This window comes from Dethiobacter alkaliphilus AHT 1 (assembly GCF_000174415.1).
Classification (GTDB): Bacteria; Bacillota; Dethiobacteria; order Dethiobacterales; family Dethiobacteraceae; genus Dethiobacter; species Dethiobacter alkaliphilus.
Genome location: NZ_ACJM01000001.1, coordinates 105,573 through 132,554, shown reverse-complemented (window position 1 = coordinate 132,554; position 26,982 = coordinate 105,573). Strand labels below are relative to the sequence as shown.

Sequence of the window (26,982 nt, the reverse complement as noted above, 5' to 3'; positions counted from 1 at the left end):
AATGTCAGTTACATCATTTTGCAGCTTTTTAATAGCCACTCTTCCCAATTGCGACCTTCAGCTGTTTTTTCAAAAAAGCTTTGACATACCCCGTTCTACGAAAGCAGATGGCATTAGGGTGGCGTCATCTTGCTTTTCTTTTGTTTGTTTCCCTTTGGTAGTATCCATACAGTCACCTTTTAAAATCTATTTTGCCTACAAATAAACCAGTCTGTCTATTTTGTTACCTAACTCGATTTTACACACGTCAACATAAGGTAAGCCCCCCTTGAAATCAAGGGGGCTTTGGCTGGTCTACCTTTTAACATCTTTAATTACTTACTCAGATCTACTTTAATTTCAAGACAGTTTACTGCCCCTTAATAATACGGACATTCATGTAACAGACATTCTTTATTTCTTTCTTTAAAGCTACATATATGATCATATTTTTCATCATCATACATCTTAACTCCAAAATGTTCCTCTATAAATTCTGTGGCTTCCTTTATACTGGTAAATAAGTTTCTTTTACAACACCTTGGACCGCCTGTCTTTGCTAATGATATTAGAGCTCTACCTGTCATTAGGTTTGCAAGACCCCAACTTTCCTTTGTTAGCGGAGTAGCTTCTGTAATTAGACTAATGCATATGCCTGTACCAACTGCTGCACCACAGTTGCCATAAAAGCCACAGAACCCTCCCTTTACCTCTTTGGCTCTCATCTTGGCAACTTGAAGCTTTTTAACTTTTGTGCTTTTATCACCTTTAATATTATAAAACGCTGTTAAGAGTACAGCTGGGACTAAAAAATGATGTTCTGGCCCATGCATATTTATTGCAGGGTTTTTCATTAATTCAATAGCCATTTCTATGGGGTTTACTTTTTCTGTTTCTTTACAGTAATTCTCTATAAGTGTAATTGCGTCCATTGAATGGCATATGTCGCAAACATAATGACCATTTGCACATGTCACATTGGATCTAAAACTTTTATGGCAATATGCACATTCAAGTTTCTTGTACTCTTCAAAATAATTTAATTCTAAGCCACAAATCATGCAGTCTTGGGTATGTTTTTGCGCATTTATTCTATCCATAATTATCCCCTATGTTTTGTATTACTTTTCTTCATTTTTTCTTCTTTTCCATCAAAATTCCTTTTTTTGTTTTCAATCCGGTGCGCTTTTCCGGGGAACGAATATATCGCACGATAATTGCCCGCCATCGAACGATGTGCTACAATAGTCGTACGAGGTGATGAAGATGACTGATACCACAAAAGTAATTACGGCCACGGAATTTAAAACAAACCTGGGGAAATACATTGATTATGTGATGGAGGACAATGAAGTTGTGATTACAAAAAACGGTACGAAGGCGGTGCGGCTCACACCTTATATTACCCAAATTGAACGGTATTTTACGGTAAAGGAAAAAGCACTGGATTACCAGTACGGCGGCAAAAAAGTGTCCTATGAAGAGTTTATGGAGATTTATGAGAATAGTGAGCTAAGGATGGAGTATATCAACGGTGAGATTGTGCTTTTGGGTTCACCGGATACGTTTCACCAAAATATAGCCGGTAATCTGCACGTACAACTGCGGGAATACCTAAAGAATAAGAAATGCAAAGTGTTCTTTGCGCCATTTGATGTTCATTTTTTCAAAAAGGATCTGAATACGCCCGATGTGATGCAGCCTGATTTGCTGATTGCCTGTGATGTGGATGAGGCGGTCAATGAAAAAGGGCGTTACATGGGGACACCGACACTTTGCATTGAAATACTGTCAAAGAGTACCCGCTCAAAGGATATGGTGGATAAGCTCAATACCTTTATGCTATCGGGCGTCAGAGAATTCTGGCTTGTGGATCCGGATAAACATTTTGTACTGGTCTATGGGTTTGATAATTTTGAAGTGGATGAATATACGACTTATAAGTCCGGCGATGTGTTAGAGTCTTACTTCTTTAAGGGTTTACAGATTATGGTCGATGAGATATTTTCTTTGTAATCTAGTCAAGCCACTAAATCCCATGGCTGCATAGAATGCCGGCGAACTGTTATGAAACCCAACAAACCGTTCGGGCCGGTTACTAATAGAAATAACCCTGAAGTTTTATTCTCAGCGAAGATTGGACCTTATTGTGCTTAATTTTGCAGCCCGCCGGCGGAGGATACCGCGTACGGCAAGAAATGCCGCGATAGCGGGTAACAGTAAGACAATAGCCGGCAAAGCAACAAGGGGGAAAGCTCCCACCGGGTTAATCCGGCCTGCTGTAGCGGCGTAATATGAGTCGATTTCAGGAATACCGTCGGCGTTAACAGGCTGTGACGCAGCATATTCCAAGACAGTCTGCCACACTTTGAGCTCTTCACCGTCGACCCTGACAATAAGGTCGTCCAGGTGCTCTTCAGGCACAATATTGCCGTCGCTATCTTTTAGCTCAATATTTAGCATAGGCAGCATCTCACCCACCATAGGCAAAAATGACAGTATATAAGAGTCGGTCACCAGATGGTAAAGCTCTTCGTCTCCCCTCTCAATTGATACAAACCCTTCATCCCCCATTCCCTGAAAACCATTGCCCGTATACAGCTCAGCACGGGTTACCGCTCCCCATGAACCGGGAAGTACAGCGGAAGGAATCGGCTGATTAAGCACCGGCATGTTAAACAAAACGGCATTTCCCGGATTGTAGTCATAGCGCAGGCCGGAAAACTGAAGGAAGTAAGTATCGCCAAGCATCTCCCGTAAAAGAGCCGCCACTTCCAGAACACGGCGCACCTCTTCTCCCGTAAGGTAAACGGAAACTATCGGATAACCGGCATTTCCATCCGGTCCTATGCCAAGGCCCACCAGTTCAGCCAAATCATAGAATACTATCTGACCCGATGAATGTTCAAGTGTCCCCGGTGTAATGCCGCCGCGGATAGAACCGTTGGCCTGGATAGCAATATCCACTTTTTTTCCGGTCCTCTGCGATGTAATGATACGCATGGCATCTGCTGTGAAATTTCCGAAAGGGGATTCCTGTAGTCGGGGAGTATTGGGCAATTGAAAAGAGGAGACTGCCACGGCTCCCATGACATCACTGAAACGTCCTCCCGTTTGTTGTGAAATCAGTGCATTTAACTCCTGCGTGAACTGTTCCAACAGGGCATCAATTTCAGGATCGGGAGCATAACGGTAGTCCACAGGCAGCAGGTAAGGATTGCTTAGCTGTTCGTTTCGCAGCCTCACTGAACCGGTATCCGGATTGTAAGCCAGCTCCAGCTGACCCAGATACGCCAAAAGCGATCCTCCCTGGGCAATAATCACACCGTTTTCCAGTAGCGGTTCATACAGAGCCGTATGGCAATGTCCGCCCACAATAACATCGATTCCGGACACCTCCCTGGCGAGGGCCCGGTCCTCATCAACCCCTGCATGGGTAACGGCAATGATCACATCTGCGCCCTGGGACTGCAGTTCTGCCACAGCGTCCCTGGCTGCATCCGTTTGCTCCAAAAAAGTAATGGGATATGGGTCACTGGTCACGCTGACGGCGTCCTCGCCGATTAAGCCAAACAGTCCCACACTAAGGCCGTTATCCAGCTTCATCACATGGGTTCGGCGATAAAGATCCCCGGACAGCGGATGATCGGCAGGTGCCACAGTATTGCTGGCCAGTACAACTGTCCCTTCGTGGGCTTCCGGGTATCCCGCTGCCTGGTAGTAGCGAGCTAAATTGTCGGGGCCGTAGTCAAATTCGTGGTTGCCGATAATTACCGCATCATAGCCGATTTCCTGCATCAGGGCCAGCTCGGGAGCTAAACCACGGGGAATCAGCCAGCTGTATGGAGACCCTCCAATATAGTCGCCGGCAGACAACAACAGCACCGGCTCACCCTCTGCATCTTTGTTCTCCCTGATTTCTTTTACCGCAGTGGACAGTCGGGCAAATCCCCCCACCGTGGGATTGGGCAGATCAGGATGGAAATCTGCGGCTGGAGAATGGGGAATTAATGCAGAGTGTTCATCATTTGTATGTAATATGGTAAAAAAAATTTCCTCGCTCTGGTTTGAAGCCGATACCGGGGAGCCGCCCGACAGCGGGGATAAAGCAGGATTTAAGATCAATAACATAAATAGGATTACTACAGCAATAAAAAACCGCTTTGTTTCAGACATCAAAAACCCCCTAATCTACAAAGACCCGGTTAAAGACTTGTCATGTATTATGAGGTAATTAAATTCTGTGTGAGTGCCATAAAACCCTTTATATTCTAAGGATCCGCCTTTTAGTCTTCATCAATAGGCTTGTGATGCTTACGGAAGATTCCAAGTAAAACAATGCCGACCAATGCTCCTGCGATGTGAGGATAATGACCCACTGCCGGTAACCATCCAAAGATTATGGCTCCTACTGAAACAATCAACAATACTACAGGGAGCACAACATTGGGAAGCCCAAATGGCAGTTCTCTTTTCATGGGAAATGCAAAATGATAATAGAATACAATGGCGGCAGCTCCGGCACTAAATCCAATGCCCGCCGTTTCTCTCAACAGCAAGGTTAACCCTCCTGCCAGGATTCCACCGATAACAAGTACAATATATCTGTTTGAACCAATTAACCTCTCTACCCAAATTCCTATCCATATAAGCAGTCCCATATTAATGATGATGTGATTCCAATCCACATGAACAAAACCATAGGTCAGGATTGCATACCATCTTTGGGGTAATGCTTCATAGTCGAAAGCCAGAAACCTTATGTTTTCCGGGTCTGTTCCCCTTGCCACAAAAAAGATGCCGGCAGCCATGATAAAAATCAATAAACTAACTGGATTCTTTTTGATATCTATAATTTCCGACATTGAATTTTCAACTCCTGTTCTTTAATTCTTCAATGGTCTCTTCTGCCCACTCGATCTCAGCCTTTATTTCTTTTAAGGCCTTGTTAATCGTTAGGGACCAATAATAGTATGACTTTTCCAACCCGTCCTGTTTTGCAGCTTCTTTTGCAATAATTCCTCTGCCGGGTCGGTCATCGTACGCTGAAATTTTGAGCAAGATTGCAGTGTTATTCGCCCATTAGTTTAATAAAACTCTTGGGGACTTTGGATTCTAAAGTCTTTAGTTCCAGTCCATGTTTCTCTGCCATTCTGTTATCGCCGTGTTCTTTGTAATAGTTCATGGCATAGAGATGACCAAAATATTGCTCCCGATGGTCTTCATAATCTATCAGGGGTTGGGTGTCTGCTATGTTTATGTGGGCATAGCACTGGTGGATGATTGCCGATTGAATTAAGTTAAATAGCGCTAACTCTACAGCCCTGGCCTTGGTATTTCTGACAATCCTCAGCCATCTACCCCCATCTGAGTAGAACGCTCCAGATCGTGACGGTATTAAAGTTCCAATAGATATTGCTACCGACATAGCTCCCAAGAGCAGCAAAAATGGGTGGTCAATCAGAATAAACAGGTAAAGCATTATCCCTCCAAATACCAGGGAAACCAGCGGACCGGCAATTAAGACGCGGGCAAAAGCCATGAAGTTTACAGAATCCTCGGTTTTGGGCACGGCTCCACCCACTCCGCCCCACAGAGATGGATTCTTCTCGAAATAAAAAACCACTTTGTCCTGTTCGTTACGCTTTAGACCAATTGGGCCTATCACAAAGAGGTGAAACTTAAAACCGTGGAATAAACCGGTGAGGATATGCCCTAGTTCATGAATCGTAACCACCACAAAGTAACTGGGAATAGCCATAAGCACCACAGGCAATATATTTGACAAGCATTTTCACTCCTTAGCTTAGAGGTCTGTCAAGGCAATCTCCGGCGCAACGTAGAAGGTATCAACTGACGATGTGTAGTCGAAATTGTTAAACAAAGGCTGTCCCTGGAACTTTTTGAGATCGGGGGCACCCTCTGGAACCAACATCAACCCACCTTTCTTCCTCTCATCCTCGGGGAGGAAAACTCGCTGGTCATACTGCGTGTCGAAATGGAAGAGATACGGACCCATAAACAGCAGGTAGGGAGTCTTCTGCAGCCAGCCTACCGGGCCTTCAGCCGACAGGACCTCTACGGTGCCCGGCCCGCGGGCCAGAGCTTCCCCCAGCTCTACCGCACTTAGCGGAACACCATCGGCACGGAAGACATAGCCGAGTTGAGGGTCGGCAACCACCCACTTCTGGTAATCGTCCAGCCAGACTTCAGCTACCACGTGCCCCGCACCCAAACGTGCTGTGGCTGCATGGCTGGTCTTGAGGCCCATCACCCGCGCCGGCATACCCATGGCCTGAGACGCACCAACCATGACCACGCTGTACTCCACACAGCGGAAACTGGCTCCTTCATCCGCCTCCCTGAGAATGTCGAGAGGGTTTGACGACAAAGGCATGTTGGAGCCCGAATGGCTCCATCTGCTGTTGACCCACCCCGCCAGGGCCGCAACCCGCTCAAACTCATCTTCAATACCTCTGGTCACATCGTCTAAGCTGTACTCGGCGCGTAGCTGAGCCGGACCCGGATCGTCCGGTCTATGGTACAGCAACTGACTCGGCGCCCCGGCCGCTCCTGCCCACTGAACACGCGGCACAACTAAATATGGGCCGGCAACAAGGATGAGGGCCAAAGACAGCGTCACGATGCCTCCCAACACTTTCCACCCGCAAAAATACCCCGCTAACAGAAGAAGGACACCTATCGCTATAAAAGTATAACTACTGCCCAAATAACTGATCCCAAACAGGAAAAGCAAAGTACAACCGACTACCGCTACCACCGGAAGCCCGAACCTAACCGCCGGGTGCTTTTCAAGCATTTCGATAACATTCTTCATCGAACATAATCACCTCACAACAGCATATTAATAATTGGAAAAGGGATTAACTACATTAGCTCACCTTATAATAAGCATAACGTTCCAAGTTAAACAAAAACTGAACATGCTCTGAACAAAGGAAAGCATAAAAAAATAAAAAGGTAAATGCTGCATTTATGAAAGAAGCCTTAATCCCAGGGATTAAGGCTTCACTAAATTATTAATCCAATCTCTTCGTATTATAGACATAACAAAAGGCTAGGGATGATACGATTATCCAGGCGAGAATAGTAAATATGTTAGAACCTAGATTAGCATAGCCTCCACCGCTTTGTAATTGGACGATGATCAACTCAAGATTATGATTGGGTAGCAAAAGTGCAAATCTACCAGCTAAATCACTGTCTACAGCAAGCATGGGTACAATGAGAAAGGCCACGATTACAGGGGTCCCCAGAACGCTGGTAGCTACCTGATTCTGTGCTAGCAATCCTATTATCGACCCAAGTAAAATCATCACCACAGTGACTAATGATGACCAGACAAAGAAGTGAGGCAGAAACTGTATGTCCATACCGACGAACAGGTACATAATAATATTGGCAATGGTGGTGAGCACTGCGATTACAACGGCTTTTCCCGCCAGGAACTCCAATGGTGATACGGCGGATAACATTAAAGTCCGCAGTGTATTTTTTTCCTTCTCTTCAGCGATAAGCATGGAGATAGCAAAAACGGATATGAAAATCAGGTTGAAATCTATCCCCATCTTTAGCAGTTCAAAATTAGGAACATCGCCTTGCACGTTCCCAAGGGAATTTGAAAGCATCAAGACAAGGGCAACTGGCAAGAGACAGGGTAATAAAACATATGGATTTCTAACTAAGTCTTTTGATTCCTTTTTTACTAGCGCTTTTATTCTTGTTATTGAAGCTACCATTATAATTCCCTCCCAGTTAGCTTTAGAAAGACCTGTTCTAAATTGGGTTCAAGTGAATGGATGGCAAGTATTTGCTCATCATTCATCCAACTATGGATTTTAGCTGCATCTGCTTTTTCATTATTGACTGTGATAGCTGGATTATCTTTCAAAATAACCTTGATTTTGTTATTGGTATACTTTAACTTCAAAGGTTGGGGAGACCCTATATCAACAATCTCACCGTCATTGAGAAAGGCAACAGTATCACACAACTTGTCCGCTTCCTCCATGTTATGGGTGGTCAGAAAAATAGTCGTTCCTTCCTTGTTGAGCTTTCGTAATAACCGATGGATGTCCAAAGACGTCCCTGGGTCTAAGGCAGAGGTGGGCTCATCTAAGAATAGTAACTTTGGTTTGTGAAGTACTGCCCTGGCTATCATCAATCTTTGCTTCATTCCCCGTGATAGCTTTTTGGCTTCCTGCCTGGCAGCTGGTAACAGCCCTACTCTATCTAGAGCTTCATCAATATTCTTCTTGGCTACCCCATTAATCTCGGCGAATAAACTTAGATTATCTCTCACTGAAAGTCTCTCATAGAGGCCGCTGGTGTCTGTCAGTACACCAATACTTTGATAGATATTACTCTGCTGGAGAAAGACATCCTTTCCAAATATTTTAGCTTCACCACTTGATGGCATCAGTTGTGAAGTTAGAATCTTAATGGTTGTGGTCTTCCCCGACCCACTTGGACCAAGAAACCCAAAAATTTCTCCAGCCCTTACATCGAATGTTAAATTCTTCAGGGCTGTGTTGTCCTTGAAGGTCTTACGTAGATTTCTAACAGAAATTACATGTTCCATAATTGGCACCTCATTTCGTTTTCTTAGGTCCATTATGGCAGTAATTCTGTCTTGGCTCTACAAATTTGCCTTGACCGGAGTATTTCTTAGGTTCAATGGCTCATTATTTCCCTTAAACTATTCCATTGTTGGGCAACCGAGGAGAAAAAAACCTCCCAATGAATCTATTTAAGAATCAATATCTGCTTTAATTCATCTAACCTGCCCTTAGATAAGGGAATTGAACTTTTGGGCTTGTCATCTAAAACCAGGCTATAACTATTTCGCGTCCAGGTAACAATTTCTCTAACCCGTTGCAGATTCACTATATACGATCTGTGAGATCGAAAGAAACCAAAAGAATCTAATCGTTCTTCCAGCTCATTAAGGGAAAGAGTACAGGTAAATTTTTCTCCTCGCACGTTTAACGTACTCACGCCTTGATCACTCTCTACGAAATCGATTTCCATTGGATTAAATAGGATCATCCGCTCTTCTATCTTAGCCGGAATTTTTTCTACTTTTAAAATAGGTTTGTCTTCAGCCGATGCAGGCGCAAGGTCTTCCTCTGGAGATTCTTTCTGAGAGGACTTATCTGTAGATAGATCTGGTTCTCCGTCGTGGGAAATAGCTGTTATCCCATATTCATCAAGGGTATAAACCTCCCCACCAAGCAAAATACAATCCTTTACAGAGGCCGACGTAGTTAGAACCGCAACTCCCTGAGCTCTTAACTCTTCTATGTTATCTATAATTACTCTGGTTACATCTTTATCTATATTGAAAAGGGGTTCCTGAAATATCAAGAGCTTTAAATCCTTCAGTCTTTCCCTGGCAAAGCTGAGCCTTTTTCTCTGGGGAGCAGTTAAGGCGGCGATCTTCGTAGAGCCGATATCTAACAGGGCAAGCTTCATCATAATTTCCCGATAATTAGTTTTACTGTTGAATATCTCATGAAAAAATTTTAGATATCCTTCTACAGTAAGCCTTTCGTAGAATCCCTCATTGGCAAGAACCACACCCACATTCTTCAGCTCATCCCTTGTCCCTTGAACAATAGAGTGGCCATCTAGGTGAATGCTACCCTTAGCAGGCAACTCTTTTCCAATAAGGAGATCAATTAAGAGATGGCTGACATCGACTCCACACTCTAAACTAACCAATTTACCAGCAGAAACAGATAGATTTATGTGATTGACTAGTAATTTTTCCTTTTCTTTAAACAAGTTCTTAATCTCTAACACGGTATTCCCCCCGAACTATAAGATGCACATCAGTAGTGGTGCCTGGCTATTGAGACTATTCTACAGATGCTCAGTACTCGAACCCCTGATAACTTTATCACAAGCCTGCGAATTGGACAATACGCTCCTGGGTTAAACTCATCATCTGATTATGTAGCTTTGATGACTAGCCAATACTGACCAATCACAGCAACACTTCAAAATACAAGAAAGATAGCCATGTTACTAATAAAAAAACCGCATAATAGCCCGTAGCTCCAGGCATTTTCTGCGGTTAGATATCTTTAAATTTGGAATAAAAAGATCTGCGATTCAAGGGAATCTGACGTTATAAATGATATCGTCTATTTCTCCCTTAAAATATTCATAATCTCCATTTTCTAGATGCCATATAATTCTAACCTTGCTTGGAATCTTCAATCCATCTTTCTCTTTGTAATTATCAGCAACTGCTGAAAATCTTTTTTTCACGAACTTTCCGCCTTTTTCATTATAAAACCGGTCATTTGTTTCAAAGCGAATAAACTTACCTTCTTCGTCAAAATAAAAAGTGCCGGTAACATCTATATCCTTATGAATAAATCTGGCTTTGGCGGTTAAAGAATCTATTGGTTTCCACTTTATATAATTCTGCAAACTATAACTGGGGATAAATAGAATTTCAGAAAATAATGTAATCAAAGCTGACTGGCTTGTCTCTTTTCCTTTGGCGTTCACAACAGGAATAAGGTTAAACAGCTTACCATACACTTGTCCCTGTCCTTTTCGATATATATCTCTAACTTGCAGCGGCATTGATAAAGCTTTCATATAAGCTATTCTTACAGGTTCAATTACTGAGTTAAATTGTTTCGTTTCTAATTTTGTCCAGCCTTTTTCCGGTGACAGTTTTATAAAACTTTCTTTCCAAATTACATCGGCATTGAATATCTTGGGTTTTCCAATATAACCACAAACTTTGAAGTATTTTTGAACCGGTTCAGGAAGAGAGGCAATATCACTCTCCGAAAAAATCTCGGAGCTTGTGATGTTTGAATATCTATTTATTTCTCTGGCTCTCTCCTTTTCAAACAATCTTTGCATCGATATATCATCTCCTGTCTTCATAACTATTTTGTGTCTGTTTGTTTTTGAGACAATAGCCTATCATCACTCCCACTATAATTCCCATGGCATGGGCGCCGGAGCCAACCCCTAAGTTCTGAGGGTTTATAATGGCCAAAACCGCATTCATAATAAACAATGTTACTGCCCAATGCTTTGCTTTTCCGCCCAAAATACTGACATTCGGACGCATCGCTGCAAATGTTGCGACTATACCCCAAACTGCTGCTGAGGCTCCGACTACAGTATCATTCCACTCTATGAGATAAGCAACCGGAATAATTGCCAGACTGCCAATAAAGCCAGCAATTAAGTATATTAGAAAGATGGTTTTAGGGGTAGTAATTTTCTCTAATTCCGAACCAAAGAAATATAACAGTCCCATGTTGCCAAGAAAATGAATATGAATTTCGTGTGAGAAAAACACCGTCACCAAGGTCCAGGGCCTTTCTAGTATCATAGAAACCTGTGGATCCAGAAATAATTTATCCCCAATGTTTGGAACTGTGTTTATAGCAATGAAAAACACCAAATTAATAAATATTATCACTAACGTCCCTTGTCTGTCCCGAATACTTTCCATGTATTTCTTTTCCCCCATTTTTTATTCCTCCTCGTAAATTGCTGTACTGGTGCCAGGTCCTTATGAAAGGAGCCCTAATCCCAGGTATTAAGGCTTCACTTTCTTCCTGGAAATTATTAATCCAATCTTTTCGTATTATAGACACAACAAAAGGCTAGGCAGAGAATCTGTTCCATAATAGGCACCTCATTTCGTTTTCTTACTTCCATTATGGCAGCAATTCTGTCTTGGCTCTACAAGTTTACCCTGAGTGGAGTAGATCTTAGGTTCAATGGGTGATATTTTGCATTAAACGGTTCCATTGTTGGGCACCAAAATGGAGAAAAACACTCCATACTGCGTTCAGGACTTTAGTTGATGTAACTGGAAAGCAAAATCCCCCTGAACTTATCGTCCAGGGGAACATGTACTGCTCTTCCATTCATGCCTAATCCCTTCAAACTATGTAAAAGATGGCGGTAGATTATTTATATTGCGTGCTACGCACAAATGAACATCTGTACAAGAAAAAAACACCACCAAGCTCATTAATTTGGTGGTGTTAAACTTTGCGGTGATTACTTTTTTGTACTCAAATAAATAGTGGCCCGGTAATTCCAGCAATTATGTCAGTGTTAAGTTGCACTCAAGTTATTTAAACAGACCTTGAAAGTTTAAATAAAACTCTATAGTCCTCTCCGAATTTGCAAATACCCTCACAGTGCTTATAGACATCTGAGAATAACAAATAGTGCAATGACATACAGTTAATGCCTGCAAACGAAGGGCGCTTAAGTTGTGCAATTATCTCTTTTTCCCTTGTATCCGGTGCTACAAGAAAAAAGTTATACTGCCTGTCATTCAAAGAGGACGCTAAATCAAAGAGCCGGAGAATGCCTGAATAGATTGACGTGCTCTTCTCGACTTCAAATGCACATTCTATATTGCGGGATTCTTTGTTAAGCCAAATTACGTCAATCAGGGAAACTGCCTTTAACACTTCGGGGGGCAGGTTTAATGGAGGAAGCTTGGGAAGGGTGGAAAATTGCAGCCTTTTGCCATTAAGTGACCTTGTTCTGTCGTTAGCGGCAATGAAAACATCGTAACCCAAAGCATGGCCTATTTCCGACAAAACAAACTGCATACGCAAGTGCTCGTTTTCTTCATCAACTTCCTGAGAAATTTCATCATGGCGCTTTTTCAAAGCTTTTTCAAGCTTGTTTGTTTCAAAGGCCAGAGCATTCTCCCAGGTTTGATCCAATGCAATTTTACCAACACCTACATCAAACAAAAATCCGGAAAATGCACCTAAGTCTTTTGAAAGGTAAGGCTTAACCTTTTCATTAACTGATATAATTGTCTCCCGCATAGCTAGATACTCTTTCCACGACCCCAGCTTTTTCTTATCATTAAATAAAGCGTTAAAACCATTCACCATAGCTGTATTAAAAGGCGGCATTAAAGTCGGATGTAAAAAATAAAGAATATTGGCGACAGCAGGACCCAGGCCTTTAATGTTGCACCGGTCAAGTTCCACAATATTCTTTACTAGTTTATCTGCCGTTGTAGCAGATAACGCGGCTTCAAGAAACTCGGCAAAAATATGCTGATTTTCTTCATTTTCATAAATATCAGGAATGCGAAGTTTTGGCTTCCAGTAAAATGGATGGGCAGCTCCTTGAAAAACCTGTTTCTGTTCAGTAATACAATTCAAAACAAACTCTAAAGGAGACCCTTTAAAATCGTTGCCAAAAGTTCCTTGTTTGATAGTTTCAACAACATTCATTACACCACGGCGAATTGTCCTGAATGCTTTTGTCCTCGCCTCGTTATAAATAAACCAGGTATTATAAACTGACTCAGAATCGCATTTATATCTATGGATTAGTGCCTCTAACTGTTCTACAGACATCCTGACCTCCCCTAAACTACACAAAGTAGTAGCTCCATAGCTTTATAGTATATAAATGCTGGAGAATTGTCAAAAGAATTGTTGCTAAAAAGGCATTAGGGGGTTAAAGCCTACATGAAATCAGATACTATTAAAGCCCGTTTTTATGGGTTTTTTTTGCTTTTATTGGTCTTTTAACCGTATATTATCTAGTGGTAGGATTAGTTGAATCCTGGGACTGTTTGAGTAATTTTTCTCGGCGGGTAAACGTCGCTATGTCCATCACAACGAGATCTCCCTCGCCATTTTGACAATCAGTGATATAATAATCATATCTATAAGAAGATCAGCTCTTTATGCTGTTAAGGAGTTTTCTAATGGCACTAAACGATGAGAAAAAACTATTGGAAGAGGCCGCAATTCATTGGTTCATTAAGAACATAAAGAAGCTCTGCGGTATTCAATACCATGTAAAGAAACACTATGGTGAGGATGGAATCAGCAAACCGGACTTTATCCTGACTGGGCATGAAGAAGAAATTGCCGTCGAAGTAACACATCTCTTTTACGATGAGCACGAAGCCCGGCTGCTTTTAGGAAAATTAGACCATGTACCTGACGAAATTCAATTCGTCAGCACAATGATTGATACGCTAAATGACTTAATAGCCAACAAAGTGGGGAAAAAGTACGACTACCAGGGAAGAATAGATTTACTAATCAGATGTGCCTCCCCTGCTTTTGCTATACATCACTTCATCAAAAACAGTGTCCACATTAACACCGACAACACCTATAACTTTCACCACATCTGGCTATTGCTGCGCAATGTTGAAACAGGAGAATGGTCAGACCTGTTACAGTTAAAATAATGTTCAAAATGGCAACAATCAAAACGCCTTAAGCGTTTTTCAGTACAGTTATAAAAATTAAGATTTTACTTTTGTAATAAAAAAAGGCAGTTCCGGTTAGGAATTGCCTTTTTTGATCATTAAAATATTATCTACCTACAACATTAGCGGCTTGAGGACCACGATTACCTTCGACTACGTCAAAAGATACGTCTTGACCTTCTTCAAGGTTTTTAAAACCTTCGGCTTGGATAGCGGAAAAGTGAACGAATACATCGTTACCTTCGCTAGTTTCGATAAAACCGAAACCTTTATCCGAATTGAACCATTTTACTTTACCTGTCATGTTGAAACCCCTCCTCTTCTTTGAATTGATCAAAAAGCTTAAAACCAAAAACCTTGACCAATAATAAGTAAAAGAGGTCTCAAAATAGATTTGTGTTTTTAACTTTTAACATCTTTACAACTATATCACAGTTGCTGGGATATAGCAAATTATATTTTAAAAAGTATAGTAGCACCTAAAGTTGCTACGTATTTGCTACTTCCTCTCTAGCAGCACCACTGTCTCAACATGGCTCGTATGAGGGAACATGTCTACCGGTTGGGCTTCTATAGGATTATAGCCGTTTTGCTGTAGGTATTTTAGGTCACGTGCTAATGTTGCCGGGTTACAGGAGACATAGACTATACGCTGGGGACGCATAGCGGCTATGGTTGCCAGTAGTTTTTCATCACAGCCTTTGCGCGGTGGATCTACCACCACCACATCGGCATGATAGCCTTGTTTAAACAGCCTGGGAACCACGGTTTCTGCGGTGCCGGTATGGAATTCGGCATTTTTAATATTGTTCACGTTGGCATTTTCCCGGGCATCGTGAACTGCTGCTTCTACCGATTCTACACCTACTACTTTGGCTGCTTTACGGGCTAAAAACAAAGAGATGGTTCCTATACCGCAGTACAGGTCAAAAACTGTTTCAGTGCCGCTGAGATTTGCATATTCCAAAGCCTTGTTATAGAGAACCTCTGTTTGGAGGGGATTTACCTGAAAGAATGAACGTGCTGAGACATGGAAATGCAGATTTCCCAGTTTTTCACGTAGCCAGGGGCGTCCCAAGAGGGTGAGCTCTTCGTTACCTAGAATAGTGTTGCCTTTGCGGGTATTTATGTTTTGTACTATGCCGCAAAGGTTAGGGATGGAATCTTTTAGTTGTTGGACTACCTCTTGTTTTTTGGGGAGCTGACGACCGTTAGTGACAATAGCCACCAGCACCTCTTCTGTAGTAAAGGATGTGCGGGCTAATATATGACGTACAAGCCCTTTATGCTCCCTCTCCCGATAGACTGGTACAGATAGCTGCTGCAGGATATTACGTACCGTATGCACCACATTGTCATTTGCCGGGTGCTGAATGTGACAGCACTTTAGATCAATGATATTGTGACTGCGTTTCTCATAAAACCCGGCACGGACTGTACCATTCTCCAGGCCAACGGGCACCTGTGCTTTATTGCGGTAACGCCAGGGATCCTGCATGCCCATGGTGGCTAAAACAGGAATGTCTATGCCGCCTATGCGTTTAAGCGTATCGCTAACTATGTTCTGCTTTAATTTAAGCTGCTCTTCATACTGTAAATGTTGTAATTGGCACCCTCCACATTGAGCTGCGTGCTCACAGGAAGGTGCTATTCTTGTTGGTGAACTTGTTATGACTGACTGAAGCAGGGCACGTGCATAGCTTTTCTGAACAGAAATAACTTTTGCGTTCACCGTATCCCCCGGAACAGCATCAGGAACAAAGATGGTAAAGCCCTGATAACGGCCTACCCCTTCGCCGTCATGGTTTAAACTATGTATCTCCAGCTCAACCTGCTGGCCTTTCTTAACAGGTGGTTTCTTCTTCAACTAAATCCCTCTTTTTTGTCATTTGTTTTAAAGTATACACGATTTGTGCATGCAGGACAAAAGCATGCATTTTAAGCAAGTTATATCACTGCAAAATTTTTAAATTAACTTAATAACATCTACCCTTATTGCCGAATTAATGGTATTGTAATAGAGTTGAACGAAATTTAACTCATTGTGAGGAAAAAAGATGAATAATAACTTTAAAAAGATACTAACCATAGTTTTAATCCTGGGAATGATCATGAGTCTGTTTTCTTTTTCTGCTTTTGCACAAGAAAACAATGAGAATGTGGTACAAATGGAAGAAAATGAACAGGAGGATCCGGAGCAGGAGCCTAACCCGCAACCTGATCCTGAGCCTGACCCTGAACCAGATCCTGAACCAGATCCTAAGCCTGAACCGAAACCGGAGCCTGACCCTGAACCTGAACCAGAGCCTGCCACAGGCACAATTACTGTACGTTTTGTTGATGAAAATGGGGACAACATTGTCAACCCCAGTAAGAACGATTATAAACTTGGAAACCATAGCTTTGAGGCAAAAAGCTTTTCCGGCTACGAACTTATCGGGTCTGCAAAACAATCCGTAACCCTTTCCGAGCCAGGACAGCAAAGAGAAGTTACTTTCGTATACCGCTCACAGGCACCGGAACCTGAACCGGAGCCAGAACCTGAAGCTCCCGTTGTGCAGCCGGAACCTGCTCCCAGAGAGGAAACACCTGAGGAAGAGCCGGAGCCCGTAAACGCAGTAGGTATTAGTCTCGTTGCTGAGCCTTATAAAACTGTGTATTTCGTCGGCGAAGAATTGGACCTGGACGGGTTGGTAGTTTTTAGAGAGTTGGATAACGGTGAAGAAGAAGAAATCCCCTTGGAAGAGTTAACTGTAGAAGGATTCAACAGTGAAGAAGCAGTAGAAGAGCAAGTGGTCACTGTAAAATATAACGGTTTTTATGAGGAGTTTACAGTAAGTATCGAAGAAGAAGAATCTCCTGGTTTTTTCTCCAGAATTTTTGGGAACCCTCTGCTGAACTTTTTCTTAGTTTTGGCTTTATTAATTGCTATACTGGTGTCAGCTTTTCTGTTATATAAGCGTCGACAGAAAGCAAGTGCCGGGAAACCGGAAAAAGTTAAAGGAAAAACACTATCTGCTAAAGACCGAAAAAAACGTATTATTCTCATTGCTATTGGAGTAATTATAGCTTTGCTTTTGACAGCCTACGTCGGCGCCATGTATTTCCTGGCTCAGATGGAGAGAGAAGAAATTGCTCAGGATGATGAGTCTCTTGGCATCGGAGAAGAGTCGGGTGCTCCCGGGATTACCAATATTGCCATCTTTGGGATTGATTCAACGGATGGTATGGTCGGTCGAAGTGACGCTATCATGATTTTAACCCTGGATGAAGTACACGACAAAATTAAAATAACCTCCATACCGCGGGATTCTTATGTAGATATTCCAGGGCGCAGACTGGACAAAATTAACCATGCCCATGCCTTTGGGGGTCCGGAACTGGCAATCAAAACAATAAACCAAAACTTTAACTTAGATATCCGTCATTTTATCTCGCTAAACTTCACATCCATGCCGGCCATAATCGATGCCGTTGGTGGAGTAGAAGTAGAGGTTACAGATCGGGAAGCAAGGGAAATTTCCGGGATCAGCGGCGGCGGGACCCATGTATTAAATGGGAAGCAAGCCCTGCGTTTCTCACGAATCCGTAAAATTGATTCTGATTTTGAAAGAGCCAGAAGGCAACGGGATGTAATGGAATCTACCATCGAATCTGCTTTAAGAACTCCGGTTACGTCTTACCCGGGAATGGTTAATCAGGTGTTTCCGCATTTGAGAACAAACTTAACCTCCAATCAAATGCTGAATTTAGGGCGAAAAGCAGTACTGAATAATATCAGAACGATAGAACAACAACAGTTTCCACCACGTTCCATGGGTAAAGGGCAGATGATCAACGGCGTTTATTATTACGTATTTGATCGCGATGCAGGTGCAACAATGTTAAGTGACTACATTTTCAATGATATCCCAATAGAGTAAGTCCTGTTGACTCCAAACCATAACTGCCGGTTCAATAATACTAACCGGCAGTTATTTTATTAAAGCGAAAAAAAATGGGACAGTTGACCTGCCTGTCCTCGCCAGAGGGTCCCCTTGTCCCATCCTCTCCTTATCTCAGTTTAGCGATGCATCGGTACATTGCCTGGCGCACGCTTTTTTCCCTGGGGTCGTTTACACCGTAATAGCCCATTTTGCGTGTGAAGTAGGCGTAACCGACTTTGTATTGGGGGTCGGCAAAAGCAAAGGAACCGGTGGCCCCCAGGAAGCCGAAGGCATTGCTGTTATCTGAGAATCTAAAAATGGGGTCCGGCTTCATAAAGCCCAGGCCATAGCGGGTTTGAATATTCATCACCTGGTCATGGCACCCTTTTTCCGGTTTTTCCGGTGGTGCGTTTAAGGCTTGAAATGTGGCGGGGCTAAGATTAAGCTCTTTCCCTCCGTTTGCCAGAATACTGTATAAGTATGCTGTGGAGCGTGCGGTGCCGATTCCGTTTCCTGAGGGCTGTTCTACCCGCCAGGTTTCCCTTTTGTTGGGGTTATAACCTTTAACCAGTGTCATGGACTTAATAAAGGGTGAATTGATATTAAGCATTACTTTTCTGATACCGGCAGGCATTTTCCCCATGTTTAGTAACGCAAGCAAGGGATTAGCCATGATTATTTCAGACATTCTGTCCTCTGAGATGCACTCCGGCAACCCAATATAAAAGTCCAATCCTAATGGTTTTGCTATTTCTTCATGGAAATATGTACCCAGGCTGCGGTGCTTTTCATCAATTCTTCTAACCAGCTCTCCTAAATAAAAGCCAATTGTGGTGGCCTGGTATCCCTGATATTTGCCCGGTTCCCACATAGGCTTGGCGCGGGCAATTATTGCAGCCGTCTTATCGAAGTCATCCAGTTCGGCAATGTTTAGCTTTTCATCCAGCATTACCAGTCCGGCCTGATGAGACAAAAGCTGTCTTACTGTGATATGCTCTTTGCCGTTTTGAGCAAATTCCGGCCAGTATGTAGCTATTTTCTCTTCGTAGTTCAGTAAACCGGTGGAATGAAGCTTAGCCAGTACAATTGAGGCTGTTCCCTTGGTTGCAGAAAAAATCAGGGCTAGGGTATCTTTCTCCCAAGGTTCTTTTTCTTTTCTGAGTCCTCCCCAGAAATCAAAAACCTTCTGTCCCTGATAGAAAATTGTACAGGCAGCCCCAATCTCTTTTCGCTGCGAAAAATTCCTTGCAAACTCGGCTTTTACTTCCTCAAAACCCGGCGCAGCCTGGCCTTGGACATTGTATTCTCTGTTTGTCATCGCTTCTCCTTATAATCTGGATCACATATAATAATTGGCATTAAATCTATATACATTATATCACGGGTATATTAAAATAAGTATGGAATCAGGGGTAACCTGCATGGTCAGAAACATGGGAAAGGATTGATACAATGAATAAGCTAAACGCTGCTTTATATTCTATTTTTGTAGGAATCACCATGATTGGAGCCTGGATTATGTTTTATGTAACGGATAATATACCGGAATTAGAAACGGCTCCGGTTCAGATTGGCATGCACTTGATGGCCGAGTTTGTGACGGCAGCTTTACTGATTGTCAGTGGGTTGGCAATTATAAAAAATAAGGAATGGGCGTTCAAACTATACCTGTTTTCCATGGGAATGTTGGTATATACGTTAATACAGAGTCCCGGTTATTTTTTGCAGCAGGGTGAAATAGCGCTGGCCGGTATGTTTGTTGTACTGTTTGTAATTGCATTGGCGTTTCTCTATCCGTTTTTTTCAAACAACCAATCTTCCTGAAATATTTCAGTTTAAATTAATGCCAGGCCCGTTAGGCCTGGCATTTTTGCTGTTATTATTTTGGCTAAAGGTCTAGTTTGTAGTCTCCGTCTTTGATCTTGCCGGTGTTGCGCAGCCATTGGGCAAAGAGGTAGGCCAGGATGGCCGGTAAGAGGAAGTGCAGGAGAATGATTTGTAAAAGAATCGGTGTGGTAAAGCCCATGGCGGTGGCGGTGCCGAATTGGCCTACGAAACCGCTGGTGCCCATGCCGGCTCCGGCAGGGATGTTTTCCATCCGAAAGATGGTTGTTGCCAGAGGGCCGATAATGGCTGCCGCCAAAGTGGGTGGAACCAGAATCCAGGGGTTTTTGGCAATATTGGGTATTTGCAGCATGGATGTTCCCACGCCTTGGGAAAGGAGACCGCCCCAGCCGTTTTCTTTATAGCTGGCTACGGCAAAACCCACCATTTGGGCGGCACAACCTACGGTGGCGGCACCGGCTGCCAGGCCGGAGAGCTGCATGATAATGGCGATGGCCGCACTGGAAATTGGCGCTGTAAGGGCAAGACCCATTAAGACTGCAACAATGATGCCCATGGGTATGGGTTGTAGTTCGGTGGCCCACATAATCAGCTCACCCAGCTGGGCCATAAAACTGGCCACCGGCGGCCCCAGGGTGTTAGCCGCCAGTATACCGGCAGCAATGGTTACTGCAGGAGTGACGATAATATCAACTCTTGTTTCTTTGGAAACCATTTTGCCAAATTCCGCACCGATAACAGCAGCAATAAAAGAACCGGCAGGACCGGCAGTAAATGCCCCTACACCCACAGCCGCTCCGGCGGAGCCGGTAATGGCACTGGCAAAAAGCACTAATGGGGGCGCGCCTAAGCCGTAGGCCACAGCCACACCGATGGCTGGGCCCATCATGCCCATGGCGGTTACGCCGATATCCTGTAAGAATGTAAACAGGGCGTTAGGGCCTAACAGGTTCGCCAGTTGTTCACCGGCGGTACTTAATATCAGGCCAACAATCAGTGAAGCAAACAAACCCAGCGCCATGGCGCCCAAGGCGTCGATGAAGTAGCGCTGCAGGGAAAACTCAATATTTTTACGGGCTAAGAAACCTTTCTTTTCAGTCATGGGGAACCCTCCAAACAGGATAATTTATGGTGTAAGTGTTATTGTACCCGCTTTGCCGTTAAGTACGCGCCCGATGGAGGCAGCCTCCACATTACGGCCTTTCAGGGCCGCCAGCAATTCTTTCTCCTTTTCCTCTGATACGGCAATCAACAGGCCGCCGGAGGTTTGCGGGTCGCAGAGAACATCCATTGCCCTCTCCTCAACGGCTTCCGGGTTTGCCAGGCCTTCGGCCACATACTCACGGTTGGCGTAGGCGCCGGCGGGCACCAGGCCCATGCCGGCGGCGCGCAGTGCGCCGCTAAAGAGTGGGACGCGGCCAAAGGATATCTCCAGGGCTACTCCGCTGGCTAATGCCAACTCACGGGCGTGGCCCAAAAGGCCAAAGCCGGTAATGTCGGTGGCGGCGTGAACGCCAACCTCCGCCATGACCTCCGCCGCATCCTTGTTCAGTGTTTTCATAGCCTTCTCCACCGCCAGCAGATCTCCCGCTGCCGCCATTTCCGCTTTGGCCGCGGTTAGTATCAGGCCGGAGCCCAACGGTTTGGTAAGGACCAGCACATCACCGTCTTTTGCGGCGGAGTTGGTAATCAGCTTATCCGGATGGACCGTGCCGGTAACCGACAGTCCGTACTTGGGTTCATTGTCTTCCACGCTGTGGCCGCCCACAATTAAGGCGCCGGCTTCCAAGACCTTGTCTGCTCCTCCCTTTAAAATCTCAGCCAGTACTTCAGGGCCCAGGGAGCGGGAAGGAAAGCAGACGATATTCATGACGGTAAGGGGTTTGGCCCCCATGGCGTAGACATCGGAGAGGGCGTTGGCGGCGGCGATTTGCCCATAGGCGTAGGGGTCGTCCACCACCGGCGTGAAAAAGTCCAGGGTTTGCACCAAAGCCAGATCGTCTCTGACCCGGTAAACTCCGGCGTCGGCAAAGGAATCGCAGCCCACCAGCAGGTTATCGTCTTTCATTTCCGGTAATTTGCACAGAACCTGTGCCAATGCCCCGGGGGGCATTTTTGCTGCTCAGCCACCGCTGCAGGTTAGTTGTGTGAGGCGTGCTTTTTTATCATCCACCGTTATTCCTCCTCCCCGCAGTTTTCTATATCCAGGCGCCAGGGAACCCGTTCATCCCCCATGCGCCTTGTCCATTTCAAGCGATCAAAGTTTTCCAACAGAGGTACCACAAATTTACGGGTACTACCCAGCCGCTCACGGAATTCACCGGCGGCCAGGGTTTTCTTTTCTCTGAAGTGCCGGCACAGTTCTGCCTTGGCCAGGGCAAAGTGGTCAGCGTGCATGGCCAGTTGGTCATCAAGTCTTACCAGCGTACCCTGCCAGGCCAAATACTCCAGGTATTTTTCCAATTTGGCTGTATTAAGCTTTGTCGACTCTGCCGCATCTTTTATGGTGGGGGGCTTAAAACCGCCCTGCTGGTAGAGCTTGGCCAACTGTTCCAGTTGCTTCTGTTCATCCTCGCTGGGTGTGGGCCGATGACCTGTTAGTGCTATTAAGTCACCATGGAGGGTAAGCAGGCCCTTTTCCACCATCCCCTGTACCAGCCAGTCATATACCTTAGGCGGCACCTCTTTGGGCAGTACGCTGCGCAGCTCCGCCCGGGAACGGCCCACCGCCAGGTGGTTGTCCCGGTGAAAATCTTCCAGGGAGCTGATTAGCTGCTCCTCCCACTGTCGGGCTGCCACTGCATCCACCCACAAGTCCCCAGCCTTGTGTACTTTACCTTCCTCCTGGAGCCGCTCCAGGCTGGATTTTAAAAGCTCCGGAGCCAGGCCCGCCTGTTTTTCCAGGACTTTGCCCGCCACCGCATATTCACGGCGGATTCGCTGCAGAACCGGTGCTGCCGGGTCCCCTTTCTCCAGTTCCTTGAATTTGGAGAGGACTTCTTTCTTAAAGCGTTTATGTTTAACCGGGCCTGCATCCAAAACCAGGCCGCCTCCGATGGTTGTCATGGGAGAAAAGCTGCGCACGATGAAGCGGTCGCCGCTTTGGGCCACTAACTGCTTTTCCAGACGCAACTGGACCGGTGCTTCATCGCCGGGTTTTAACTCATCCCGGTCCAATAAAGCAATGCGTCCCACCGCACGGCCGGTGCCCAGGTAAACATGAACGCGGGTCAGATTCTTAACAATTCGTGGTGCACTGGACAAAAGTTTAAGCTTGGTGTCCAGCATGTATGTAGTATCAAGGGAGTCCGGTGCGGCCACCACGCTGCCGCGGGGGAGTGCTTCCTTTTCCATTCCTGACAGGTTAACCGCTGCCCGTTGGCCTGCCACCGCCTCATTTACCACATCTCCGTGCACCTGGATCTGACGCACCCGGGCGCTACGCTTTAGAGGTAGCACATCCACCGTCATCCCCTGGGTAACTTTCCCTGCCAGCAGAGTACCGGTGACAATGGTGCCAAAACCGGCAATGCTAAACACGCGGTCCACCGGCATACGAAGCGGCGCCCGGTCATCACGGGGAGCCATTTCCCCGGTCAGATCATCAATGGCGGTTAAGAGTTGGTCCATGCCGCGGCCGGTATGGGCTGAGACACGGAAAAGGGGCGCATCCTGCAAAAACGTGCCTGTCAGCGCTTCCGACACTTCTTCCTCCACCAAGTCCAGCCAGTCTTCATCTTCGGCCAGGTCGGCTTTGGCCAGCACCACAATTCCACGCGCCACCTGTAAGAGATCCATAATCTCCACATGCTCCCGGGTTTGGGGCATTACCCCCTCTGTAACATCCACCACCAGAAGAACCAGGTCGATGCCGCCGATTCCTGCCAGCATGTTATGGATAAACCTTTCATGGCCGGGGACATCCACCACACCGGCCAGCCGTCCGCTGGGCAGGCGAAAGGGGGCAAACCCCAGCTCAATGGAAATACCACGGTCCTTTTCTTCCTGAAGCCGGTCTGTTTCCTCACCGGTCAGTGCTTTTATCAATGCGGTTTTACCATGGTCCACATGGCCCGCTGTACCGATAATTACATGAGACATCGGACCACCTCTTCCTCATCTGCTATGGAGAGAGTACGGGGATCCAACAGCAGCCAGTCGTCCTGTACACGGCCCACCAGGGCCGGCTCGCCTGTGCGCAGCTTCTGAACCCAATGACTGAAAGAACCGCTTTTTGGGCGTACGGCCACAACGGTGGTGGCCAGTTTGGTCTGCGGCATTGCCCCGCCTCCCACAAAGGAAACATCCTCCCGGGTATCAACGGTTATCAGCGCAGAGGCCTCTTGACGCAGTCTGTCCGCCAGTTTTTCCGCCCGCTCTTGCAGTTCTGCAGCAGTTGCACTAAGCATGGCCAGTACCGGAATCTCCTGCAGGGGATTTCCGGTCAGATAAATGCGCAAAGTGGCTTCCAGGGCCGCCAGAGTCACTTTATCCGGGCGCAGTGCCCGCATCAGCTGGTTTTTACGGATGCGTTCAATATAGGTACGTTTCCCCACAATGATGCCGGCCTGCGGTCCCCCTAGCAATTTATCGCCACTTAAGGTAAGAACATCCACACCGTCGGCAACCCGCTTGGCCACCAGTGGTTCCGCCTCCAAGCCATAAGGGGTTAAATCAACAAACAGTCCGCTGCCCAGATCTTCCATCACGGGTAGTTGATACTTTTTCCCCAGGGAAACTAATTGTTCCATGGAGACGTCGGCGGTAAAACCCACCACTTTATAGTTGCTGGTATGTACTTTTAACAGCAGGGCCGTTTCCTCATCAACGGCATTTTCATAATCGGCCGGATGGGTTTTGTTGGTGGTGCCTACCTCGGTGAGCTGTGCTCCGCTGGCAACCATCACATCGGGAATGCGGAAACTGCCGCCGATTTCCACCAACTCACCGCGGGAAACAATAACCTTTTTCCCTGCCGCCAAAGTGTTCAGACACAATAAAACAGCGGCTGCATTATTGTTGACCACACAGGCCGCTTCGGCCCCGGTCAGGCTTACCAGCAGCTTTTCCACATGCTCATGGCGTGACCCGCGCCGGCCCTCCAGCAAATCCATTTCCAGATTGCAGTAGCCCGCCGCTTCTTCCATGGCTTCTTTGGCTTTATCCGCCAAAGCTGCGCGGCCCATATTGGTATGCAGCACCGTACCGGTGGCATTTATGACGCGGCGCAATGAAGGGGAAGTTAACCGGCTAAGCCAGGTATCTATCCTGGTGGCTAATCCCCCCGGAGTCAGCTTCATTCCTTTTAGTTCTTTTTCATTTTCAGCCGTCAGAATCTGACGGCGTAATGTCTCCACAATTTCCTGGACAGCCTGCACCATCAGCGCATGCGGATAGTGGTTATCGGGGTTATTTTGCTTATAAGCCATAACCGCCGTATCCACCGCAGGCAGCGAGCGCAGATATGTCTGTCGCCAGTTTTCACCCATTTATTTCACCTACTGACGTTTTTTTCATCTCTTTTCTGTGTCAATTATATAGGGTTTGTCCCTGCAGTGCAAGAAGCCCGGCATTCGCCGGGCTTAGCATTTAACTGGGTTTTTGTAAGAAAATCCGAAATGTACTGCCCTTGCCGGGCTGGCTCTCAACGTCCACTTCACCGTCCATCAACTCCAGCAGTTCGCGAACAATGGCCAGTCCGATACCGGAGCCACCGGTAGAGCGGGTACGGGAAGCGTCGGCGCGGTAAAAACGCTCGAAAATATGGGGTAGGTGCTCTTTGCTGATACCTTCCCCGGTATCGGTTACAGCCACGCCGGCACGGCGTCCGGCATCAAAAACAGTGACCGTTACCTGACCGCCCTGCTGCGTATACTTTTGCGCGTTAATCAGGATATTGCCCAGCACCCGGCCCAGCAAAGTTTCGTCTGCCAGGACCACAGCCTCTTTTTCGTGGGGAGTAACAGATAAACGAATATCCTTTTGACGCATGGCCGGACGCACCCTTTCAGCCTCCCTGGCCACAAAACTGTTCAGATCCATTTCGGTTAAGTTAACATTTTTACCGCGGTATTCTGCGTTGGATAGCTCCTGCAGGTCATTTACCAAGCTGTTAAGGCGGTGGGATTCATCCAGCACCGCAGTAATATTCTGCTTGTCCGGTTTCATCACGCCGTCCAGGAATGCTTCCAGATAACTTTGGATAGTGGTCAGCGGTGTACGCAATTCATGAGAAATGTCCCCGGTCAGTTTTTTACGCAAATTGCTTTGGTCCTCCAGTCGGGAAGCCATGCGGTTCATGGTTTCTGCCAGTCTGGACACTTCATCGTCGCCCTCCGGTTCTGTCCGTACATCAAAGCGGCCCTGCCCCCATTTTTCTGCAGCGGTGGACAGATGGGCAAACCGGGCTGTAAGCCGCCGGGAAAGCAGACTACCGATAATAATCGCAGCCAGGATTGCCGCCAGGCCTGTAAGCAGAGCACTTTGCTGGACTGTGCGCCGAAAGACCATGGCTTCACCTGTCCATAATCCTTCCTGGCCCAGATGGGTTATTTCCACAAATCCAATTTGTTGTCCCTGCACAAGCAGCGGATATTCATATGTCTGGCCCCGTTGAGCCTGTTCCTCCTGCCAGCGCCGGCCCTGCATACCCTGCATCATTCCCGGCAGGGAATCGGCAATTAGGCGGCCGTCGTTGTCATAGACACGTATTTGTGTACCGGTTGTAGAGCCCATATGCATGGTAGAGTGGCGCACAGAGGACCAGGAAGCTTCTTCTCCGTAGAGCTCGCTTAGAGTTCCCACAATGAGGCGATTCTGCTCCTCCTGCACACTGCGCAGATAGCGCTGAAAGTTCCAGTCCAGCGCCAGGTTTGTTAAAAGAGCGGTAAGCAGAATACCGCCTACCGCCAAAGCTACCATAGCTAATGTGATTTTTCCCGACAATGTTTTTTTCAT

24 protein-coding genes are annotated in these 26,982 nt (G+C 45.9%); 4 read left to right on the top strand and 20 right to left on the bottom strand.

The features are described from left to right. Positions 1–359: 359 nt before the first annotated feature. Positions 360–1,079 carry a DUF5714 domain-containing protein gene (locus tag DEALDRAFT_RS00665; RefSeq protein ID WP_008513877.1) on the bottom strand — a complete coding sequence of 240 codons (720 nt, stop codon included), beginning with the start codon at positions 1,077–1,079 and terminating at the stop codon, positions 360–362. Between the two features lie 166 nt (positions 1,080–1,245). Between DEALDRAFT_RS00665 and DEALDRAFT_RS00660 the strand changes: the two genes are divergently transcribed. Next, the gene (locus DEALDRAFT_RS00660) at positions 1,246–1,995 is read left to right on the top strand and encodes a type II toxin-antitoxin system prevent-host-death family antitoxin (protein ID WP_008513874.1); all 750 of its coding nucleotides are present in this window, start codon (positions 1,246–1,248) and stop codon (positions 1,993–1,995) included. Positions 1,996–2,106: 111 nt separating this feature from the next. Here DEALDRAFT_RS00660 and DEALDRAFT_RS00655 read toward each other — a convergent pair whose 3' ends face one another. The 11 genes from DEALDRAFT_RS00655 to DEALDRAFT_RS00605 form a co-directional block, all read right to left on the bottom strand. Then, a complete protein-coding gene (locus DEALDRAFT_RS00655) occupies positions 2,107–4,155 on the bottom strand; it encodes a bifunctional metallophosphatase/5'-nucleotidase (protein ID WP_008513873.1) in 2,049 nt (682 codons plus the stop codon). A 110-nt stretch (positions 4,156–4,265) separates the two neighbouring features. Beyond that, the gene (locus tag DEALDRAFT_RS00650; RefSeq protein WP_008513870.1) at positions 4,266–4,844 is read right to left on the bottom strand and encodes a rhomboid family intramembrane serine protease; all 579 of its coding nucleotides are present in this window, start codon (positions 4,842–4,844) and stop codon (positions 4,266–4,268) included. A gap of 7 nt (positions 4,845–4,851) precedes the next feature. Then, a complete protein-coding gene (locus DEALDRAFT_RS17510) occupies positions 4,852–4,965 on the bottom strand; it encodes a hypothetical protein (protein ID WP_395857718.1) in 114 nt (37 codons plus the stop codon). Between the two features lie 85 nt (positions 4,966–5,050). Beyond that, the gene (locus DEALDRAFT_RS00640; protein ID WP_008513869.1) at positions 5,051–5,767 is read right to left on the bottom strand and encodes a M50 family metallopeptidase; all 717 of its coding nucleotides are present in this window, start codon (positions 5,765–5,767) and stop codon (positions 5,051–5,053) included. A gap of 18 nt (positions 5,768–5,785) precedes the next feature. Continuing rightward, the gene (locus DEALDRAFT_RS15710; protein WP_008513867.1) at positions 5,786–6,817 is read right to left on the bottom strand and encodes a transglutaminase-like domain-containing protein; all 1,032 of its coding nucleotides are present in this window, start codon (positions 6,815–6,817) and stop codon (positions 5,786–5,788) included. 202 nt (positions 6,818–7,019) lie between these two features. After that, positions 7,020–7,739 carry an ABC transporter permease gene (locus tag DEALDRAFT_RS00630; protein WP_008513865.1) on the bottom strand — a complete coding sequence of 240 codons (720 nt, stop codon included), beginning with the start codon at positions 7,737–7,739 and terminating at the stop codon, positions 7,020–7,022. Continuing rightward, positions 7,739–8,581: an ABC transporter ATP-binding protein gene (locus DEALDRAFT_RS00625; protein ID WP_008513863.1), complete on the bottom strand. Its 843-nt coding sequence runs from the start codon at positions 8,579–8,581 to the stop codon at positions 7,739–7,741. The genes DEALDRAFT_RS00630 and DEALDRAFT_RS00625 overlap by 1 nt, the downstream gene beginning before the upstream one ends. Before the next feature lie 164 nt (positions 8,582–8,745). Further along, the gene (locus DEALDRAFT_RS00620) at positions 8,746–9,804 is read right to left on the bottom strand and encodes a LytTR family transcriptional regulator DNA-binding domain-containing protein (RefSeq protein WP_008513862.1); all 1,059 of its coding nucleotides are present in this window, start codon (positions 9,802–9,804) and stop codon (positions 8,746–8,748) included. A gap of 312 nt (positions 9,805–10,116) precedes the next feature. Continuing rightward, the gene (locus DEALDRAFT_RS00615; protein ID WP_008513860.1) at positions 10,117–10,887 is read right to left on the bottom strand and encodes a DUF6544 family protein; all 771 of its coding nucleotides are present in this window, start codon (positions 10,885–10,887) and stop codon (positions 10,117–10,119) included. 7 nt (positions 10,888–10,894) lie between these two features. Next, entirely contained in the window at positions 10,895–11,509 is a 615-nt protein-coding gene (locus DEALDRAFT_RS00610) for a rhomboid family intramembrane serine protease (protein WP_008513858.1), read from the bottom strand. Between the two features lie 616 nt (positions 11,510–12,125). Continuing rightward, complete coding sequence (locus DEALDRAFT_RS00605; protein WP_008513856.1) at positions 12,126–13,382, bottom strand: hypothetical protein; 1,257 nt, start codon at positions 13,380–13,382, stop codon at positions 12,126–12,128. Positions 13,383–13,738: 356 nt separating this feature from the next. Between DEALDRAFT_RS00605 and DEALDRAFT_RS00600 the strand changes: the two genes are divergently transcribed. Further along, positions 13,739–14,233, top strand: coding sequence for a hypothetical protein (locus tag DEALDRAFT_RS00600; protein ID WP_008513854.1), 495 nt, complete (start codon positions 13,739–13,741; stop codon positions 14,231–14,233). Positions 14,234–14,360: 127 nt separating this feature from the next. Here the strand turns inward: DEALDRAFT_RS00600 and DEALDRAFT_RS00595 are convergent, their stop codons facing one another. After that, positions 14,361–14,558 (bottom strand): cold shock domain-containing protein, encoded by a 198-nt coding sequence (locus DEALDRAFT_RS00595; RefSeq protein WP_008513852.1) that lies wholly within the window; start codon positions 14,556–14,558, stop codon positions 14,361–14,363. Between the two features lie 195 nt (positions 14,559–14,753). Next, positions 14,754–16,121, bottom strand: coding sequence for a 23S rRNA (uracil(1939)-C(5))-methyltransferase RlmD (gene rlmD, locus DEALDRAFT_RS00590; RefSeq protein ID WP_008513851.1), 1,368 nt, complete (start codon positions 16,119–16,121; stop codon positions 14,754–14,756). 190 nt (positions 16,122–16,311) lie between these two features. Here rlmD and DEALDRAFT_RS15705 point away from each other — a divergent pair, with 190 nt between their 5' ends. Then, a complete protein-coding gene (locus tag DEALDRAFT_RS15705; protein WP_008513849.1) occupies positions 16,312–18,177 on the top strand; it encodes an LCP family glycopolymer transferase in 1,866 nt (621 codons plus the stop codon). A gap of 130 nt (positions 18,178–18,307) precedes the next feature. On the opposite strand, the gene DEALDRAFT_RS00580 is transcribed toward DEALDRAFT_RS15705, so the two are convergent. Continuing rightward, on the bottom strand, positions 18,308–19,498 hold the full coding sequence (locus tag DEALDRAFT_RS00580) for an EstA family serine hydrolase (protein ID WP_008513847.1): 1,191 nt from the start codon (positions 19,496–19,498) through the stop codon (positions 18,308–18,310). Positions 19,499–19,632: 134 nt separating this feature from the next. Here DEALDRAFT_RS00580 and DEALDRAFT_RS00575 point away from each other — a divergent pair, with 134 nt between their 5' ends. Then, the gene (locus DEALDRAFT_RS00575; RefSeq protein WP_008513845.1) at positions 19,633–20,004 is read left to right on the top strand and encodes a hypothetical protein; all 372 of its coding nucleotides are present in this window, start codon (positions 19,633–19,635) and stop codon (positions 20,002–20,004) included. Positions 20,005–20,068: 64 nt separating this feature from the next. On the opposite strand, the gene DEALDRAFT_RS00570 is transcribed toward DEALDRAFT_RS00575, so the two are convergent. The 5 genes from DEALDRAFT_RS00570 to DEALDRAFT_RS00550 all read right to left on the bottom strand — a co-directional run bounded on the left by DEALDRAFT_RS00570 (position 20,069) and on the right by DEALDRAFT_RS00550 (position 26,982). Continuing rightward, the gene (locus tag DEALDRAFT_RS00570) at positions 20,069–21,127 is read right to left on the bottom strand and encodes a PTS transporter subunit IIC (RefSeq protein ID WP_008513843.1); all 1,059 of its coding nucleotides are present in this window, start codon (positions 21,125–21,127) and stop codon (positions 20,069–20,071) included. A gap of 24 nt (positions 21,128–21,151) precedes the next feature. Beyond that, on the bottom strand, positions 21,152–22,198 hold the full coding sequence (gene selD, locus DEALDRAFT_RS00565; RefSeq protein ID WP_243441117.1) for a selenide, water dikinase SelD: 1,047 nt from the start codon (positions 22,196–22,198) through the stop codon (positions 21,152–21,154). A gap of 2 nt (positions 22,199–22,200) precedes the next feature. Then, positions 22,201–24,126, bottom strand: a complete 1,926-nt coding sequence (selB, locus tag DEALDRAFT_RS00560; protein WP_008513839.1) for a selenocysteine-specific translation elongation factor — start codon at positions 24,124–24,126, stop codon at positions 22,201–22,203. Then, positions 24,114–25,514, bottom strand: coding sequence for an L-seryl-tRNA(Sec) selenium transferase (gene selA / locus DEALDRAFT_RS00555; RefSeq protein ID WP_008513837.1), 1,401 nt, complete (start codon positions 25,512–25,514; stop codon positions 24,114–24,116). The genes selB and selA overlap by 13 nt, the downstream gene beginning before the upstream one ends. A 100-nt stretch (positions 25,515–25,614) precedes the next feature. Then, complete coding sequence (locus DEALDRAFT_RS00550) at positions 25,615–26,982, bottom strand: sensor histidine kinase (protein WP_008513835.1); 1,368 nt, start codon at positions 26,980–26,982, stop codon at positions 25,615–25,617.

Bases quoted from the DNA above. Each gene is read 5' to 3' on its own strand.
- DEALDRAFT_RS00615 (WP_008513860.1), bottom strand. From the start codon at position 10,887: ATGCAAAGATTGTTTGAAAAGGAGAGAGCCAGAGAAATAAATAGATAT.
- selB (WP_008513839.1), bottom strand. From the start codon at position 24,126: ATGTCTCATGTAATTATCGGTACAGCGGGCCATGTGGACCATGGTAAA.
- DEALDRAFT_RS00610 (WP_008513858.1), bottom strand. From the start codon at position 11,509: ATGGGGGAAAAGAAATACATGGAAAGTATTCGGGACAGACAAGGGACG.
- DEALDRAFT_RS00570 (WP_008513843.1), bottom strand. From the start codon at position 21,127: ATGACTGAAAAGAAAGGTTTCTTAGCCCGTAAAAATATTGAGTTTTCC.
- DEALDRAFT_RS00580 (WP_008513847.1), bottom strand. From the start codon at position 19,498: ATGACAAACAGAGAATACAATGTCCAAGGCCAGGCTGCGCCGGGTTTT.
- DEALDRAFT_RS00575 (WP_008513845.1), top strand. From the start codon at position 19,633: ATGAATAAGCTAAACGCTGCTTTATATTCTATTTTTGTAGGAATCACC.
- DEALDRAFT_RS00605 (WP_008513856.1), bottom strand. From the start codon at position 13,382: ATGTCTGTAGAACAGTTAGAGGCACTAATCCATAGATATAAATGCGAT.
- DEALDRAFT_RS00630 (WP_008513865.1), bottom strand. From the start codon at position 7,739: ATGGTAGCTTCAATAACAAGAATAAAAGCGCTAGTAAAAAAGGAATCA.
- DEALDRAFT_RS00665 (WP_008513877.1), bottom strand. From the start codon at position 1,079: ATGGATAGAATAAATGCGCAAAAACATACCCAAGACTGCATGATTTGT.
- DEALDRAFT_RS00625 (WP_008513863.1), bottom strand. From the start codon at position 8,581: ATGGAACATGTAATTTCTGTTAGAAATCTACGTAAGACCTTCAAGGAC.
- DEALDRAFT_RS15710 (WP_008513867.1), bottom strand. From the start codon at position 6,817: ATGAAGAATGTTATCGAAATGCTTGAAAAGCACCCGGCGGTTAGGTTC.
- DEALDRAFT_RS00550 (WP_008513835.1), bottom strand. From the start codon at position 26,982: ATGAAAAAAACATTGTCGGGAAAAATCACATTAGCTATGGTAGCTTTG.
- DEALDRAFT_RS15705 (WP_008513849.1), top strand. From the start codon at position 16,312: ATGAATAATAACTTTAAAAAGATACTAACCATAGTTTTAATCCTGGGA.
- DEALDRAFT_RS00650 (WP_008513870.1), bottom strand. From the start codon at position 4,844: ATGTCGGAAATTATAGATATCAAAAAGAATCCAGTTAGTTTATTGATT.
- DEALDRAFT_RS00595 (WP_008513852.1), bottom strand. From the start codon at position 14,558: ATGACAGGTAAAGTAAAATGGTTCAATTCGGATAAAGGTTTCGGTTTT.
- DEALDRAFT_RS00600 (WP_008513854.1), top strand. From the start codon at position 13,739: ATGGCACTAAACGATGAGAAAAAACTATTGGAAGAGGCCGCAATTCAT.
- DEALDRAFT_RS00660 (WP_008513874.1), top strand. From the start codon at position 1,246: ATGACTGATACCACAAAAGTAATTACGGCCACGGAATTTAAAACAAAC.
- DEALDRAFT_RS00655 (WP_008513873.1), bottom strand. From the start codon at position 4,155: ATGTCTGAAACAAAGCGGTTTTTTATTGCTGTAGTAATCCTATTTATG.
- selA (WP_008513837.1), bottom strand. From the start codon at position 25,514: ATGGGTGAAAACTGGCGACAGACATATCTGCGCTCGCTGCCTGCGGTG.